At 71.1% G+C, this 15,585-nt stretch carries 11 protein-coding genes; 1 reads left to right on the forward strand and 10 read right to left on the reverse strand.

From position 1 onward, the window contains the following. Positions 1-147: 147 nt before the first annotated feature. The 8 genes from ACQPZX_RS37025 to uraD form a co-directional block, all read right to left on the reverse strand. A complete protein-coding gene (locus ACQPZX_RS37025) occupies positions 148-807 on the reverse strand; it encodes a PadR family transcriptional regulator (protein WP_433366061.1) in 660 nt (219 codons plus the stop codon). Positions 808-1,104: 297 nt separating this feature from the next. Further along, a complete protein-coding gene (locus tag ACQPZX_RS37030) occupies positions 1,105-2,238 on the reverse strand; it encodes a DUF6986 family protein (RefSeq protein WP_433366064.1) in 1,134 nt (377 codons plus the stop codon). Positions 2,239-2,242: 4 nt separating this feature from the next. Then, the gene (gene aceB, locus ACQPZX_RS37035; RefSeq protein ID WP_433366066.1) at positions 2,243-3,790 is read right to left on the reverse strand and encodes a malate synthase A; all 1,548 of its coding nucleotides are present in this window, start codon (positions 3,788-3,790) and stop codon (positions 2,243-2,245) included. A gap of 255 nt (positions 3,791-4,045) precedes the next feature. Beyond that, positions 4,046-5,599 (reverse strand): DUF1996 domain-containing protein, encoded by a 1,554-nt coding sequence (locus ACQPZX_RS37040; RefSeq protein WP_433366069.1) that lies wholly within the window; start codon positions 5,597-5,599, stop codon positions 4,046-4,048. 177 nt (positions 5,600-5,776) lie between these two features. Then, positions 5,777-7,279, reverse strand: a complete 1,503-nt coding sequence (locus ACQPZX_RS37045; protein WP_433366072.1) for an 8-oxoguanine deaminase — start codon at positions 7,277-7,279, stop codon at positions 5,777-5,779. Continuing rightward, positions 7,276-8,166: a factor-independent urate hydroxylase gene (pucL, locus tag ACQPZX_RS37050; protein ID WP_433366075.1), complete on the reverse strand. Its 891-nt coding sequence runs from the start codon at positions 8,164-8,166 to the stop codon at positions 7,276-7,278. Before pucL ends, ACQPZX_RS37045 begins: the two co-directional genes overlap by 4 nt. 4 nt (positions 8,167-8,170) lie before the next feature. Beyond that, a complete protein-coding gene (uraH, locus tag ACQPZX_RS37055; protein WP_433366078.1) occupies positions 8,171-8,533 on the reverse strand; it encodes a hydroxyisourate hydrolase in 363 nt (120 codons plus the stop codon). Continuing rightward, positions 8,520-9,029, reverse strand: a complete 510-nt coding sequence (uraD, locus tag ACQPZX_RS37060; protein WP_433366081.1) for a 2-oxo-4-hydroxy-4-carboxy-5-ureidoimidazoline decarboxylase — start codon at positions 9,027-9,029, stop codon at positions 8,520-8,522. The genes uraH and uraD overlap by 14 nt, the downstream gene beginning before the upstream one ends. Positions 9,030-9,239: 210 nt before the next feature. Between uraD and ACQPZX_RS37065 the strand changes: the two genes are divergently transcribed. Further along, positions 9,240-11,843, forward strand: a complete 2,604-nt coding sequence (locus ACQPZX_RS37065) for an ATP-dependent RNA helicase (protein ID WP_433366084.1) — start codon at positions 9,240-9,242, stop codon at positions 11,841-11,843. A gap of 578 nt (positions 11,844-12,421) precedes the next feature. Here the strand turns inward: ACQPZX_RS37065 and ACQPZX_RS37070 are convergent. Both ACQPZX_RS37070 and ACQPZX_RS37075 read right to left on the reverse strand, forming a co-directional pair. Further along, entirely contained in the window at positions 12,422-14,749 is a 2,328-nt protein-coding gene (locus tag ACQPZX_RS37070; protein WP_433366087.1) for a putative bifunctional diguanylate cyclase/phosphodiesterase, read from the reverse strand. 88 nt (positions 14,750-14,837) lie between these two features. Then, positions 14,838-15,560, reverse strand: coding sequence for a PP2C family protein-serine/threonine phosphatase (locus ACQPZX_RS37075; protein ID WP_433366090.1), 723 nt, complete (start codon positions 15,558-15,560; stop codon positions 14,838-14,840). Positions 15,561-15,585 lie beyond the last annotated feature (25 nt).

Genomic DNA, 15,585 nt, shown 5'->3' on the forward strand with positions numbered 1-15,585 from the left:
TCCTCCTGAAGCGGTTTGTGGTGTCCGCCATGGGAGAAGGCCCCGCTATCCTCAAGGTGCCGCCTTCGGACGGGGTCATGCTCGCCATGGCTTGGTTCGAGGCCCGGTCCCGGCGGTCCTGTTGCAGCAGGGCCGCCGGGGCCGTTCTTACTTCCGCTTGCCGTATTCCTCGATGCTGCTGTCGGCAAGCTCCTGCATCTCGGCGGAGATCTCGCCGGTCTCGTGATGTTTGCGCCACTCGTCGAGGCCCGGCAGCCGCTCCTCGCTGATCTCCGCGATCAGCGAGCGCATCCAGCCCTCCTCGGCGCGCAGCATGGCCAGGTCGTACTCGATCTCGATCAGAAACAGCCGGGGTACGCGCGGGGAATGCAGCTCGAGCGTGCCCTCGGCCTCGGTGATCTCCCGTTCGACGGCGGCGAGACGCTGTTGCAGCAGCGAGACCACCTCGTCGGGGCCGAGCACTGCCATCACGCTCAGGCCGGCCCGGAAGCGCGGAAGCTCGGGCTCGGCGACCGAGAGCAGCTCGCGGGCCCAGTCGACGAGCTCGGCGCGGCCCTCGTCGGTGATGCGGTAGACGGTGCGCTCGGGGCGGCGCCCCTCGCGGCTGGACTCGACCTCGGCCAGCAGGCCGTGCTTGGCCAGGTTGCGGACGACGGTGTAGAGCGAGCCCCACTTGATCTGGAGATCGCGCTCCTTGCCCCAGCCTTTAAGAGCATTGGCCATCTCGTACGGGTGCATCTGGCGGAACGCGACGGTGGAGAGGACGCCCAGCGCCATCAGGTTCGCCACTCGGCGTCGTTTGGCCATGTCGCCGCCTCCTTCGCGCTCGCTTTGGCTCTGCCTATCCGGTTGCTCGTTGCTGCCCGGCTGCTCGCCTTGCTTGTTCCTTGCTCTCGCTTACTCACCTACTCGTTGCCTGCTTACTCGTGTACGAGTATACGCATGCGAGTATTCGGCGGGCAAGGCATCGCGCGATGCGGAGTTCGTCTTGGCCGGGTGGCGAGCCTGTCTGGCCCACGACAGCGGGCGCTCGTCTTGCGCCCGTAGCGGCGTGCGCTCGTCTTGCGCCGCGGCGGCGCGCCCTCTTCTTGCGGGGGCCGGCGGCTATCGGGCGAGGACGAGGAGGTCGGATCGCGGGAGGCCGGCGTCGGTGAGGGCGCCGCAGTCCAGTCCGCGCAGGAGGAAGGCGGCCAAGGCCCTCGCGGTGGCCGGCTCGTCGGCGATGCCGGAGTCCTGGCGGGCCAGGTAGCGGTGCAGGCGCTCAACCGCGGCGTCGCGGCCGTCGCGGAAGAAGGCGTAGGTGGCGGCGTAACGGGTCGGCAGTTGCGCTGGGTGAAGGTCCCAGCCCTGGTAGAAGCCGCGCTCCAGCGAGCGGCGGACCAGGCGGTAATGCAACTCCCAGGCGGACCGGACCTCGGCAGGGGAGCCGATCGGGAGGATGTTGGTGGAGCCGTCGGAGAGGCGGACGCCGGTCTGGGCGGCGGCGGCCTGCATGACGGCCTTCGCATAGTCGGCCGCCGGATGCTCCATCGACTGGTAAGCAGCGGCGATGCCGGCGGCGGCGCTGTAGTCGTACGTCCCGTAGTGCAGGCCGGCGCATCGGCCGCCGGCGGCGGTGATCAGCCGGGCGACCGTGGCGGTGCCGTCGGCGCCCAGGACCGCGGCGGGGAGCTCGATCTGGATCTCGAAGCGCAGGGTGCCGGACGCCAGCCCGTACGATCTCTCGAGTCTCTCGCAGAGCGTGACCATCGCACTCACCTGATCCGTGCCGCTCACCTTGGGCAAGGTGATGACAAAAGCGTCCTGATAGGACGAAAGGAACAGGTCGAGGGTGCGCAGGGCGCGGCGGCGGGTGGCGGCTTCGAGCGATTTGATCCGTACGCCTACGAACGGCGGGACCGGGCCCTCGGCGAGGATCTTGGCGGCGTGGCGGACCGCCTCGTCCTCCTGGTCGTCGGAGCGGACTCCGTAGCCGTCCTCGAAGTCGACGCGAAGATCCTCGATCGGCTCGCGGGCCAGCTTGGCGCGCACGTCCTCGGCCGGCCACGGGAAATCCGTCATCGCCGCGGTGGCGAGCTCTCCCCACTCGCGGAAATTGTCGAGCTTGTCGGCGGGGATGTACACGGTGTGTACCGGCTGGCGGCCGGGCCGCTCCCCTGGGTAACGAGACTTCAGGAACGCATCGTGAGCGGACAGGCGGACGTCGAGCTCTGCGTAATCGTCTTCGGTCAACCGCATACGGTCAGTCGATCGAGTCGTAGGCGGCCGTGGTGAGGAAGTCGGCGAAATCATCCGCGAGGGCCACCCGCTCGAACAGCTTCCGCGCGTCGTCGAACCGCGAGCTCGCCCACACCTCGTCGCCGACCGCCTTCCGGATCGCCACGAGCTCCTCGTCCTCGATGCGGCCGACCAGGTCGGCGGTGATCTCGGTGCCGTCGGGCAGCCGTACGCCGTTGTGGATCCACTGCCACACCTGCGAGCGCGAGATCTCGGCGGTCGCCGCGTCCTCCATCAGGTTGTTGATCGCGACGGCGCCGTTGCCGCGCAGCCACGCCTCCAGGTACTGCAGGGCGACCGAGACGTTGCTGCGCAGGCCGGCCTCGGTGACCGCTCCCCCGGTATCTTTCAGGTACAACAACTGAGCAGCCGAGACCTTTACCTCCGGGCGCTGCTTGTCGAGCTGGTTGGGCTTGTCGCCGAGCACCCGGTCGAAGATCTCCTGGCAGACCGGCACCAGGTCGGGGTGCGCGACCCACGAGCCGTCGAAACCGTCGCCGGCCTCGCGCTCCTTGTCCTCACGGACCTTCGCCAGGGCCACCTCATTGACCTGCGGGTCGCGCCGGCTCGGGATGAACGCCGCCATGCCGCCCATCGCGAACGCGCCGCGCCGGTGACACGTCGAGACGAGCAGCTCGGTGTAGGCGCGCATGAACGGCGCGGTCATCGTGACGGACGCGCGGTCGGGCAGGATCATGTTCGGGTTGTCGCGGAAGTACTTGATGATGCTGAATAGATAGTCCCAGCGGCCGGCGTTCAGGCCCGAGATGTGCGGCCGCAGCGCGTGGAGGATCTCCTCCATCTCGAACGCCGCCGGGATCGTCTCGATCAGCACCGTCGCGCGGATCGTCCCGCGTGGAATGCCGAGCGTGTCCTGCGCGAAGTCGAAGACATCGTTCCAGAGGGCCGCTTCCTTGTGCGACTCCATCTTGGGCAGATAGAAGTAGGGGCCGCTGCCCCCGGCGAGCAGCTCGGCGGCGTTGTGGAAGAAGTACAGCCCGAAGTCGACCAGCGCGCCCACGGCCGGCTCGCCGTCCACCGGCAGGTGCCGCTCGTCGAGGTGCCATCCGCGCGGGCGCATCACGATCGTGGGGTATGGGCCGCCGGCGAGCTCGTACTTCTTCTGGCCGGTGTCCAGCGAGATCGTGCGCCGGATCGCGTCGTGGAGGTTCTGCTGGCCGTCGACGACGTTCGACCAGTGCGGGGTATTGGCGTCCTCGAGGTCGGCCAGCCACACCTTGGCGCCCGAGTTCAGCGCGTTGATCGTCATCTTGCGCTCGGTCGGCCCGGTGATCTCCACCCGCCGGTCCTTCAGGTCCGCCGGCGCCTCGGGCGCGGACCACTCCGCCGCCCGGATGTCGGCGGTCTCCTCCAGGAACCCGAGCGTGCCGCCGGCCGCGATCTGCTCCCGCCGGGCTTTACGCGCGGCGAGCAACTCGTTGCGCCGCCCCCGGAAGCGCCGGTTCAGTTCGGCAACAAACGCCACAGCCTCATCGGAAAGGATCTCGGTCATCGCGACGGCTCCCCTCGGTGCGCCAACTCCCTCGTACCGTAGTGGACCGGGCCGCTCCCCGCGCCTCGGATGGAGTTGCACGGGAGTGGCCCTGCCTCTCTCCCCGCCCACGTCTCCGCCTGGAGTTGCACGGAGCTGTGGCGCGCTGCGGCGGCTGCCACGCACGCCGGTCGCGTGAGTGCGGCAGCCGCCGGAGGCGGGGTGGGGGACGGCTGCGGTTGGGGGGCGGCCCGCAGCCGTACGATATGTGGGGTTTTAGAACGTTCCTGCGGTGTTGCACTTGGCGTGCTGGACCACGCAGTCCTTGACGCGGTGGCCGAGCGCCGACGGCTCCCAGGCCATGAACGCGTCGCCGTGCATCGAGCTGGCGTTGCCGGAGCTGAGCTTGAAGCCGGCCGGCGAGCCGCTGGTCGGGTAGCCGATCACGAAGGAAACCGACGGGATCGCGACCGGGAACTTGCCCGAGCACTGGCCCTTGTTGTCGGCGGGACCGACGTGCGACTTGTGGTCGGGGCTGTCGAGGTGGACGCCGTCCCAGCAATCGGGGAAGGTCAGCTGGAAGGTCAGCTCGGCGGTCTTGGCGCAGACCGGCCAGTTGCCGTCGGCGCTGCGGCTGATCTCGCCGCCCATGCCGGCGCACCAGAACTGGCCCGGGGCGCCCTTGGGGGTGTCGATCTGGCGCTTCGCGTCACCAGCGATCATGCGGAAGCCCTGTGGGAACGGGACGGTCCGGGTCGGGTCGGGCAGGCGGGAGCCGTAGTAGACGGTGACGCCGTGCGGCTCGACGGGCTTGCCGTTCTCGTAGAGGGTCGGGATCCAGTACGCCGAGTGGTCCTCGATCGGCTTGCAGCTGGAGTCCTTGTTGGTGAGCAGGGTGCCCAGGGTCGTGGCCGCGTTGGTGGTCTTGTTGCCCATGAACGAGTGCATGTGCGACGCGCCCGGCATGTTGGGCAAGACGATGGGGTCGTCGGCCAGGTCGTGGCTGATCGTGCAGGAGGCGTTGAACTCCGAGACGCGGACCGGGTTGTTGACGATCGGGCGCGGGGTCATCGCCTTGAAGTCGGCTAGCTCGGCGGCCCATTTCGCCTGGTCCACGTCGACCCAGCCGGCGCCGCTGCCGGTGCTCGGCGCGGTGGTCGCGGCCGTGGGTGCGGTCGCGCCGGGGGCGCCCGGTGCGCCGGGGGTGCCCGGTGCGGTTGTGGCCGGCTTGGTGGTCGCCGGCGTTGTCGCGGGCTTCGCCGCCGGGGCTGTCGGCGTTGTTGTCGCCGGCTGGGCGCCGAGGGTGAACCAGTTGACGTTCACGAAGTCCGTTTTTTGTGGACTTTTCATGACTGCGTACAGGGTCTGCTTGCCGGCGGGCGGGGCCTTCACGGTGGCAGTCTTGGTGACCCACTTCTGCCAGCCGCCGGTCTTGGCGATCGGGAAGCTGGCGATCAGGGTGCCGGTCGGCTTGGCCAGGCGCAGCTCGACCGTGCCGGAGGTCTTGCTGTTGGAGGCGAGCCGGGCGGTCACGGTGGCGCCGACCTGGACGTTGTCGTACCGCATCCAGTCGCCGTTCTGGAGCCAGCCGACGTTGCGGCCGCCGTCCTTGTCGGACGTCTTCTCGGTGCGCACGCCGTTCTGGGCGTTGTACGCCTCGGCCTGCAGGCGGCCGGGCACCTTCGTCTGAGCGGCATCGGTCTGGGCGGCGTCGGCGGTGGCGATGTAGACGCCGCTCGCGCCGAGGGTCACGGCGACGGCGGAGGCGAGAATCAGCGTAGTGCGGCGGCGGCGTTTTGCCGGGGCGACATGAAGGGCATCGCTGCGCATTTATATCTACCTTTTCGATGACCGTGGGGGTCTCAAGTCATCAGGGAGTATGCACAGCTCAAGGCCATGATTCAACGCGCTCAGGAAGACTTGTGAATTGCCTTTTCCAAGGGTGCTGGTGGCCGTTGTCCGGGCTTTGAATAACGCTTTTCATAGTGAGGTTCCTTTAAGCTTTCCTTAAGCCAGAATGCGACGGTGCGCGATCTCGGCGTCACGCTGCAGAGTCTCGGCGTCGGCGTGGACGAGCTCGCCACGCTCGACGATCGGCCTGCCCCCGACCAGGGAGAGCTCGACCGGGGCCGGCGGCCCGAAGACCAGCGCGGCCAACTTGTCGTCGATGCCCTCGTGGCCGATGCCGTCGAGGCGCCACATGACGAGGTCGGCCAGCTTGCCGGGCTCGAGCGAGCCGAGGTGATCCTGCCGGCCCAGGCAGCGGGCGCCGCCCATGGTGCCCAGACGCAGCGCCTGGTGGGCGCTCATCGCCGCCGGGCCGCCGCGGAGCCGCGCGGTGTAGAGCGCTTGGCGCAGCTCGGCGCCAAGGTGGGAGACCTCCTGCGAGGCGGCGCCGTCGACGCCGAGGCCCACCGGGACGGCGTGATCGAGCAACTCGCGGACGCGGGCCATGCCGGCGCCGAGCCGGGCGTTGGAGCTCGGGCAGTGCGCCACGCCGGTGCCGGTGGCGCCGAGCTTGGCGATCGCCTGGTCGTCGAGGTGGACGCCGTGGGCGAGCCAGACGTCGTCGCCGAGCCAGCCGACCCGCTCCGCGTACTCGACCGGGGTGCAGTTGAAATGCTTGCGGCAGAAGTCTTCCTCGTCGTCGGTCTCGGCGAGGTGGGTGTGCAGCCGGACGCCCTTGCGGCGGGCCAGCTCGGCGGCCTCGCGCATGAGCCGGGTGGTGACCGAGAACGGCGAGCAGGGCGCGAGGGCGATCTGCAGCATCGCGTCGGGCGACGGGTCGTGCCAGCGGTCGATCGCGCGCTCCGTGGCGGCGAGGGCTTCGTCGGTGGTCTCGACAATGTTGTCGGGCGGGAGGCCGCCGTCCTTCTCGCCGAGATCCATCGAGCCGCGGGTGGGATGGAAACGCAGGCCGATACGCCGGGCCGCCCCGATCTCGGCCTCGAGGACGTCGCCGCCGTCCCGGGGGAAGACGTAGTGGTGGTCCATGCTCAGGGTGCAGCCCGAAAGCGCGAGCCAGCCGAGGCCGGCGCCGGCCGCCGCGCCGACTATGCCGGCGTCGAGGCGGCCCCAGATCGGGTAGAGGGTCGTCAGCCAGCCGAAGAGGGTGTCGTCGAGGGCCAGGCCCCGGGTCGCCCACTGGTAGAGATGGTGGTGCGTGTTGACCAGACCGGGGGTGACGAGGCAGCCGGTGCCGTCGATCCTCCTGGCGGCGCCTATCCCTCCGTCGCCCCCGCTTCCGGCACCCCCCGCGCTTCCCGCGCCCGCCCTTTCGCCGCCCGCCCTTTCGCCGCCCGCCCTTTCGCCGCCCGCCCTTTCGCCGCCCGCCCTTTCGCCGCCTGCGCTTTCGCCGACCGCGCTTCCGGCGCCTGCGCTTCCGCCGACCGCGCTTCCGGCGCCGACCGCGACTATGCGGCCGTCGTCGCCGATCACGACGTGGCCGTTGGGGTGATACGTGTCGGTCGCGTCGACCGTGGCGATCGCGGCGTTCTCGATGACGATCACAGGTACCACTCCGCGAATGCCGGGGGCGCGTCGTCGCGCGTGACCGTGCCCTCGATCAGGCCGTAGGGGCGGTCGCCCGCGATGAACACCTCGTTGTCGTTGGTCAGGTCGAACACCGAGAGGTCGACCAGATAATGGTGCTTGTTGGGCAGGGTCAGCCGGATCTCGGCGATCTCGGGGCGCTCGTGCAGCGTGTAGCTGCCCATCGAGAACAGGGTCTGCTGCAACGAAAGGCTGTAGGTGTTGACGAACGCCTCGGTCAGCGTCGTTAGCGCCCCGTCGAAGGAGGCGGCCCAGTCGGTTTGCGTGCCCAGATTTTGCGTGCCCAGATTTTGCGTGCCCAGATGCCGCCAGCGGGCGTCGACGGCGGTGGCCAGGATGCGGTCGGTGGTCTCGGGCAGCGTCGTATATCGGTCGCGGACGAAGCCGTGGAACTCCGACGCGGTGGTGTTGAGCAGGGTCAGGCCGGTGACGCCGGAGACGACCTGCTCCTGCTCGGCCGTCGCGACCACCTCGGCAACCCGGATCCAGGCGCCCTGGCGGCGGAACGAGTGCGGGCCGAGACGATCCCAGCCGTAAGCCTCGATCCCCACCCGCGCGGCGCGCACCTGGCCCTGGGTCTTCAGGAAGTGGCGTGCCAGCAGCAGCGCGAACTCCTCAGGCTCGCCGACCCCGTGCTTCTTCGCGAACGCGTACACCGTGTTCTTCATGGTGTCGGTCGGGAGGACGCCCGAGTTGTCGCCGGTCAGGTGGGTCGCGGCCAGGTCGCCGGAGAGCGCGACGCCGACGTTGAGATCGGTCAGCGTGTGTGTCTCGCCGTCGCGGGTGACGCGCACCAGGCGCGTCTCGGCCTTGCCGTAACGATTGGGTCCGAGAACGATCGCCACGGCGTCAGCTCCCTCGATAGGTGGTGTAGCCGAAATTGCTCAGCAGTAACGGCACGTGATAGTTGCGCTCGGGGTCGCGCACGTGGAACGCGACGGTGACCTCGGGAAAGAAGCAGTCCTCACCCAGGTAGGGCTCGACGTAGAAGAACAGTCGGTAACCGCCGGCCTGCCACTCGTGCATCGGCACGCGGTAGCGCAGGCGTCCGTCGCCGTCGGTGCGCCCCTCGCCGATCGTGCGCCAGCCCTCCGAGTCGCGCCGCTCGAGCCGCACGTAGACGTCGCGGGCCGGCTCGCCGCTGACCGTGTCGAGGATGTGCGTCGAGATCCGGGCGTGGAACGCGGGCTGCGTGCCGTCATCGGAGGGCATCGAGCACCCGCTCCAGCCGCAGCAACGCGATCTTGCGCAACTCGTCCGCCACGATGACCCGCTCGCTCTCCTCGTCGTTGCCCAGCCGCTCACGCGCCGCTGCCAGGATCTCCTCCCGCGTGCGACCACTGGCAAAGATCAAAAACACATGACCAAACCGTTTCTCGTACGCCCGGTTGGCGTCGACAAGCGCAGCGGCGGTCAGCTCGTCGGGGCTCTGGGCGGCCGTGGACTGCTCCCGCCGCGACCAGGCCGCGTCCTTCGTGTCGCCGGTCGCCCGCTCCCCTATCCGCGGGTGGGCGCTCATGGCGACGCGTATGTCGTCCCAGCTCAGCTCGCGAGCCGCGGCATCGGCGGCCGAGAGGATCTCTGATCGCTCCCGGTATGGCCTCTTGGCGATGATCGCAGCGCCCCAGGCGGGCGCGGCACAGCAGGCGAGGAGCTCCTCCTCGAGGCGAACGGCGGGCAGCGAATTGAAGACCTCGACCGCGTCCATCCGGCAAACCCCCTCCTGTGTCGATCAGTCAAGCAGGCCCGGTCGTGCGAGTGCAGACCTTTGCCCGGGAATTTACGAGCCCGTTCCCGGCTGCGAGTCACCCTGCCACGCGGGTCCGACAGTTTGCCGCCGTGGCGATCGACTTCTGCTGTCGGCAGACGAGCCGGCCGCCGGTCCGGTTTTGTCGGACCCCTGCGCGAGGATGGTCGCGTGCTCATCTCCGACGCCTCACTCCCCGATCTGCCGATCCGGCCGGTGCTGCCCGCCCTGCGCGAGTCACTGGCGGCGGCGGGCGCATCGGTGCTGGTGGCGCCGCCCGGCACGGGCAAGACCACGCTCGTTCCGCTGGCTCTCGCCGGGCCGGCCGGGCGGGTGGTGGTCGCTGAGCCACGCCGCCTCGCGGCGCGAGCCGCGGCCCGCCGCATGGCATCTCTGCTGGGCGAGCGGGTGGGCGATCGAGTGGGCTTCTCCGTCCGCGGTGAGCGCCGCGTCTCCCGCCGCACGATGGTCGAGGTCGTCACCACCGGCGTCCTCGTGCGGCGACTCCAGCGCGACCCCGAGCTCGCCGGCACCGCCGTCGTGATGATCGACGAGTGCCACGAGCGCCACCTCGACACCGACCTCGCGCTCGCGTTCCTGCTCGAGGTGCGGGCGGCGCTGCGCCCCGATCTCGGTCTGGTGGCCGCCTCCGCGACGGCCGACACCACGGTCCTCGGCGACGTGCCGGTGGTGAGCGCGTCGGCACGTCTGTTCCCGGTCGAGGTGAGCTGGGCGCCGCCGTCCGGCCCGATCAGCCCGCCGCTCGGCCTGCGCGTCGATCCCCGCCTGCTCGACCACGTCGCGACGGTGGTGCGGCGGGCGCTGGCCGAGGGCGAGGGCGACGTGCTCGTGTTCCTGCCCGGCGCCCGCGAGATCGATACCGTGGCCGGCCGGCTCGGCGGCGCCGGGGTCGAGGTGCTGGCACTGCACGGCCGCCAGCCGTCGTCCATTCAGGACGCCGCGTTGCGCCCCGGCTCCCGGCGGCGGGTCGTGCTGGCCACCGCGGTCGCCGAGAGCAGCCTCACCGTGCCCGGCGTCCGGTCCGTGGTCGACGCGGGCCTGGCCCGGGTCCCGAGGATGGACCACGCCCGCGGCCTAGGAGCCTTGGTCACCGTTCCGGTCTCGCGGGCGGCCGCCACCCAGCGCGCCGGCCGCGCGGGCCGCGAGGCTCCCGGCCGGGTCTACCGTTGCTGGTCCGAGGCACAGCATTCACGCCTACCCGCCCAGCCCGAGCCCGAGATCGGCGCAGCCGACCTGACGGGCTTCGCCCTCGACCTCGCGCTGTGGGGCCACCCCGACGGCACCGGGCTGTCATTGCCCGATCGCCCACCGGCAGGCGCCCTGCAGACGGCGGTGGCAACGCTGCGCGACCTCGGCGCGGTCGACGACTCGGGCCGCATCACAGCACGAGGCCGAGCGCTGGCCGACGCCGGCCTGCACCCACGCCTGGCCCGTGCCCTGCTCGACGGCGCGCCGGTGGTGGGCGACCGCCGCGCGGCCGAGATAGTGGCCCTCCTCGACGACGACCGCGCAACCTCCGACGACTTGGTCGCCGCTTGGCGACGGGCACGCTCGGCCAACGACCCATCGTGGCGCAACGAGGTGCGGCGCTTGACCGCGGCGCTCAACCGCTCCCCCACCGACGACGTCGAAGTTCCGGATGTAGCCGATGCAGCCGCAGCCTTCGGGGAGGACGAGCAGGCACTCGACCCTCAAGGCGCCGACACGCCTACTCAGCAGCGCGCGGCTGTCAGCCAGGGCGGCCCGAATAGGGTGCGCGCCTCCGAAGGGGGGCGGCTGCCCGACGATCTGGCGGCGGGGCTGATCGTGGGGATGGCTTATCCGGAGCGGGTCGCTCGGGTTCGGGAGGCCGGTGGGCGGGCCTATCTCATGGCGGGCGGGACCGCGGCCGAGCTCGGGCCGGGCAGTTCGCTCGCCGGCGTTGGCTGGATCGCGGTGGCGGCCGCCGATCGGGCGGCCGGGGCGCGGACCGCGCGGGTTCGAGCAGCGGCGCCGCTTGACGAGGCGACCGCCCGCGAGGCGGCGGGGGCGATGCTGTCCGAGTCGACCGAGATCGGTTGGGTCGACGGAGACGTGGTGGCGCGCACCGTTCAGCGGCTCGGGGCGATCACGCTGGTGGAGCGGCGGATTGCCGAGCCCGCTCCGGCTCTTGTCCGGGCAGCGCTGCTGGAAGGGCTGCGCGATGCGGGGCTCGGGCTGCTGACCTGGAGCCGGGGTGCGGTCGAGTTGCGGGAGCGGCTGGCGTTCGCGCATGCGGCGCTGGGCGAGCCGTGGCCCGACGTCGGTGACGAAGCCTTGCTCGACCGGGCCGACGAGTGGCTCCAGCTCGGTTCGGCGCGGCGGCGGGCCGATCTCGCGAAGCTCGACGTGACCGCCGGGCTGCGGCGCCTGCTGCCCTGGTCGGTCGCTGGGCGGCTCGACGACGTCGCGCCCGAGCGGCTGCCCGTGCCGAGCGGGTCGCGGGTCCGGGTGGACTATTCGGACACTGCCGCGCCGGTGCTCGCGGTCAAGGTTCAGGAGGCGTTCGGCTGGAAGGACGCACCGCGCCTCGCCGACGGGCGCGTGCCGGTCCTGCTGCACCTGCTTTCCCCGGCGGGGCGGCCGGTTGCGGTCACGAGAGACCTGGCGTCGTTCTGGCAGCAGGGCTACCCGCAGGTCCGCGCCGAACTCCGCGGCCGCTATCCCCGCCACCCCTGGCCCGAAGACCCCACCACCGCCGAACCGACCCGCCGCACCAACCCACGCTCCCGCTGAGAAAGGAGCCGCCACTTCGACGCGATGACGCAAGGCGCCGGGCCGCCGGCAAGCAACCCCGAGAAACCGAGCAGGCCGACGCCAGCCGGGCCGGCGCGAGCCGACGCCAGCGGGACCGGCGCGAGTCAACGCCAGCAGGGCCGACGCGAGCAGGGCCGACGCGAGCCGGCGCGTGAGCGCGGCGGCCGTGGCCAGGACCAGCGCGAACAGGGCGGCCCGACGTCGCGCGGAGCGAAGCCGGCGCGAACAACGCGGGCGCGAACAACGCGGGCGCGAACAGCGCGGGCGCGAACAGCGCGGGCGCGAACAGCGCGGGCGCGAACAGCGCGGGCGCGAACAGCGCGGGCGCGAACAGCGCGGCCCGACGTCGGGCGCGAGCGAAGCCCGCGCGGCCAGCGCGGGCGCGAGCGGCGCGGCCCGGCTCGACCGGCTCGGCGCGAACGGGACCGGCGCGCGGAGACCAGCGTGAGCAGGGACCGGCGCGAGCAAGGACCGGCGCGAGCAAGGACCGGCGCGAGCAAGGACCGGCGCGAGCGGGGACCAGCGCGAGCGGGGACTGGTGCGAGCGGGGCGGTGGGTCAGGTTAGTTGCTGGAGGGAGGTTGAGCCTGGCTGGGCGGGGATCGCGGGTGGCTTCAGGCGGTGCAACGGGCCGGGCTGGCCGAACAAGTAGCCCTGGCCTAGCGGGCAGCCCAGCTCGGACAGGCCGTTGGCTCGGGCGAGCGTCTCGATGCCTTCGGCTACGACGGTGATGTGCAGCTCGTCGCAGATGGCCAGGACTGAGCGGCAGACGGCGCCGGCACGGTCGGGGGCTACGTCCACATCGGTCAGGGTGGAGTCGAGTTTGACGATGTCTACGGGGAGGGAGTGGAGCTGGGCCAAGGCGTTGAAGCCGCTGCCGAAATCGTCCAGGGCTATGCGCGGCCCTAGGGCTCTGAGGCGGGTAGCGGCGGCTGCGGCTCCGGGGAGGTCGCCTATGCGGTGGGTCTCGGTGATTTCGATGATGAGGCGGGACGGTGGGAGGTTGTGCCGGCCCAGGGCGGCTCGGACGGCCTCCTCCAAGCCGGGCTGGCCCAGGCGAGCGGCGGAGACGTTGACGTGCACGTCGATCGGGCGGCCGTAGACCAGGGCCAACCGGGAGGCGTCGGCGCATGCCTGGTCAAGCACGAAATCGTCGATCGCGGCTACCTGACCGGTGCGCTCGGCCACCGTGACGAAGACATCCGGATGCACGGGACCGCCGGCAGCCGGCAGGGTCCAGCGGGCCAGCGCCTCCACGGCTACCGTCGCGCCGTCCGACAGGCGGACGATGGGCTGGTAGTAGACCTCGAAACCGGACGCTGCGGGGCGGCCGCCGGGCAGGAGCGCTTGCGCCAGTAGGTGCGGCAGGTCGGCGTTGGGGCTTCCGTCGGCCGTGCCGGCGTAGCGGGCCAGGGAACCCTTGCCGCGGCGCTTGCTCGAATACATCGCGGCGTCGGCCCGGCGCAGCAGGGCGTCGGCCGAGAGGGGCTCCCCGGGTTCGGGGACTACCAGGCCGATGCTGGCGCCTACGCCGATGCGGTGGCCGTCGATCAGGAACGGCTCCCGCAGCGCGGCGAGCATGCGGTGGCCCAGCGGCTCGGCCTCGGCGGGGCGATGGTCGAGGACCACGGCGAACTCGTCGCCGCCCAGGCGGGCCACCAAGTCGTCGGGTGGGACGCAGGCTTGCAGGCGTTCGGCGATGGCGCGCAGGACCCGGTCGCCCATCGCGTGGCCGAAGCTGTCGTTGATGAGCTTGAAGTCGTCGAGGTCGGCGAAGAGCACCGCGAGGGGCTTGCCGTGGTGGCGGTGGGCGTCCAGGGCGAGCACCAGCCGCTCGCGGAACAGCGCGCGGTTGGCCAGGCCGGTCAGCGGGTCATGGTAGGCCTGGTGCCGCAGGCGTTGCTGGCCCTCGGAGACGCGGTCGAGCAGCACCGTGTTGTCGACGATGGTGAACATCTGCCGGGCTACGACCAGGCCGAGGCCGAGCCAGCCCAGGTAGGCCTCGAAGGGCGACAGCGGGTTGCCGGCGCCGGTGCTGATGGCGATCACGATGCCGGTGGCGGTGACCGGAATGTACGGGAGCAGCAGGTGCAGCCAGTCGCGCTCGGCGACGTCGGTGGCCGGGTCGACCGTGTGGTAGCTGGGGTTGCTGACGGCGGCGAGCGCCACGAAGCCGCAGCCCAGCAGGTAGCCGGCGGATTCGAGCGGGCTGAGCGGGCCGTCGCCGAGGCGCAGCAGGCGCAGGGTGTCGCTGACCGCGAAGAAGGCGAGCGCGAGCCCGGCCAGGTGCAGCGGCTGCCGGCCGGCCGGCGAGCCGGGCCGGGTGATCAGCAACAGCATGGCCATGGTCAAAAGCAGAAGATCGGCGATCGGGTACGCGGCGGCCATGCCGACCACCACGCCGTCGAGCCCGTCCCAGGCCACCAGATCGCGCGGCACCGCCGACCAGGCCAGCGCGATCAGCGAGCCGGTGATCAGCACGCTGTCGATGACCAGGGCGATCTGGTCGCGGCGCGCCGAGGTGGGCACCGGGCGCGGGCGGGCGTAGGGCACGTTGAGCAGGCCGATCAGCATGCACACGGGCAGCACGAGGAAGCCGATGTCGGCCACCGAGCCCACCGGCCGGCCGGGATCGGCCACGTCCTGCACGAACCACCAGAGGCGCACCACCGACCAGCCGGCCAGGCCGAACCCGGCGAGGATCCGCCACCGGTGCTGCACGCCCGTACGCCGGCCCGCCGCCGCGAAGCACACCCAGGCGGCGGCCGCCCCCGCGACCGCCTGCGCGGCATCGTCGTACAGCCGCCAACCTCCCGCGCCGACCAGCTCGCCGAGCGCCGTGGAACCCAGGACGAGCGTCAGCGTGACGAACAGTCGCGCTGTCATCCATTCACCACCCGCAAAAGAGCCGCGGGACCCCCTTGCTCCGCGACCGGAGTAACCTACCGCAAGCGGCGGGTGATGGCGGAAAAACCTACTCGGCGCCTGTCAGATCGGCGACAATCACGGTCACGTTGTCGGGGCCGCCGCCGCGCAGGGCGAGGTCGATGAGGCGCTCGGCGCACGACTTCGGGTCGGCGGCGGCGAGGATCTCCTGCTCGAGCGTCTCGTTGCTGACCACGGCGGTGAGGCCGTCGCTGCAGAGCAGCCAGCGGTCGCCGGGCTCGGGTTCGACGATCACGTACGCGGGGCTGACCGGCTCGCCCTGCAGCACGCGGGTGACCACCGAGCGACGCGGATGACCGGCCGCCTCCTCGGGTTTGATGAGTCCCTGGTCGACGAGCATCTGGACGTACGTGTCGTCCTTGGTCAGCTGATTGAGCCGGCCGTCGCGCAGCAGGTAGGCCCGGGAGTCGCCGACGTGTGCCATGGCGGCCCGGGTGCCGGAGAAGATGACCGCGGTGAGCGTGGTGCCCATGCCTTGCAGCTCGGGGTCGGCGGCGACCTGCTCGGCGATCCGACCGTTGGCGATTTCGAGCGCCCGGTGCAGCGCGTCCATCTGGTGGTCGTTGTCGATGGGCACGTCGAGGACGCTCATCGACTCGATCGCGAGGCGGCTGGCGAGATCGCCGGCGGCCATCCCGCCCATGCCGTCGGCGACGACGAGCAGGTGGTCACCGGCGTAGTAACAGTCCTCGTTGTTGCTGCGGACATGTCCTTGGTCGGTGACTGCCGCCCACCGGAGGTGCAAGGTCATGGCGTGCAGCTTCCCAGATCACCGC

Origin of the sequence: Actinoplanes sp. CA-142083 (assembly GCF_050942195.1) — a bacterium.
Lineage (GTDB): Bacteria > Actinomycetota > Actinomycetes > Mycobacteriales > Micromonosporaceae > Actinoplanes.

Bases quoted from the DNA above. Each gene is read 5' to 3' on its own strand.
- ACQPZX_RS37025 (WP_433366061.1), bottom strand. From the start codon at position 807: ATGGCCAAACGACGCCGAGTGGCGAACCTGATGGCGCTGGGCGTCCTC.
- ACQPZX_RS37030 (WP_433366064.1), bottom strand. From the start codon at position 2,238: ATGCGGTTGACCGAAGACGATTACGCAGAGCTCGACGTCCGCCTGTCC.
- aceB (WP_433366066.1), bottom strand. From the start codon at position 3,790: ATGACCGAGATCCTTTCCGATGAGGCTGTGGCGTTTGTTGCCGAACTG.
- ACQPZX_RS37040 (WP_433366069.1), bottom strand. From the start codon at position 5,599: ATGCGCAGCGATGCCCTTCATGTCGCCCCGGCAAAACGCCGCCGCCGC.
- uraH (WP_433366078.1), bottom strand. From the start codon at position 8,533: ATGCCCTCCGATGACGGCACGCAGCCCGCGTTCCACGCCCGGATCTCG.
- uraD (WP_433366081.1), bottom strand. From the start codon at position 9,029: ATGGACGCGGTCGAGGTCTTCAATTCGCTGCCCGCCGTTCGCCTCGAG.
- ACQPZX_RS37070 (WP_433366087.1), bottom strand. From the start codon at position 14,749: ATGACAGCGCGACTGTTCGTCACGCTGACGCTCGTCCTGGGTTCCACG.
- ACQPZX_RS37075 (WP_433366090.1), bottom strand. From the start codon at position 15,560: ATGACCTTGCACCTCCGGTGGGCGGCAGTCACCGACCAAGGACATGTC.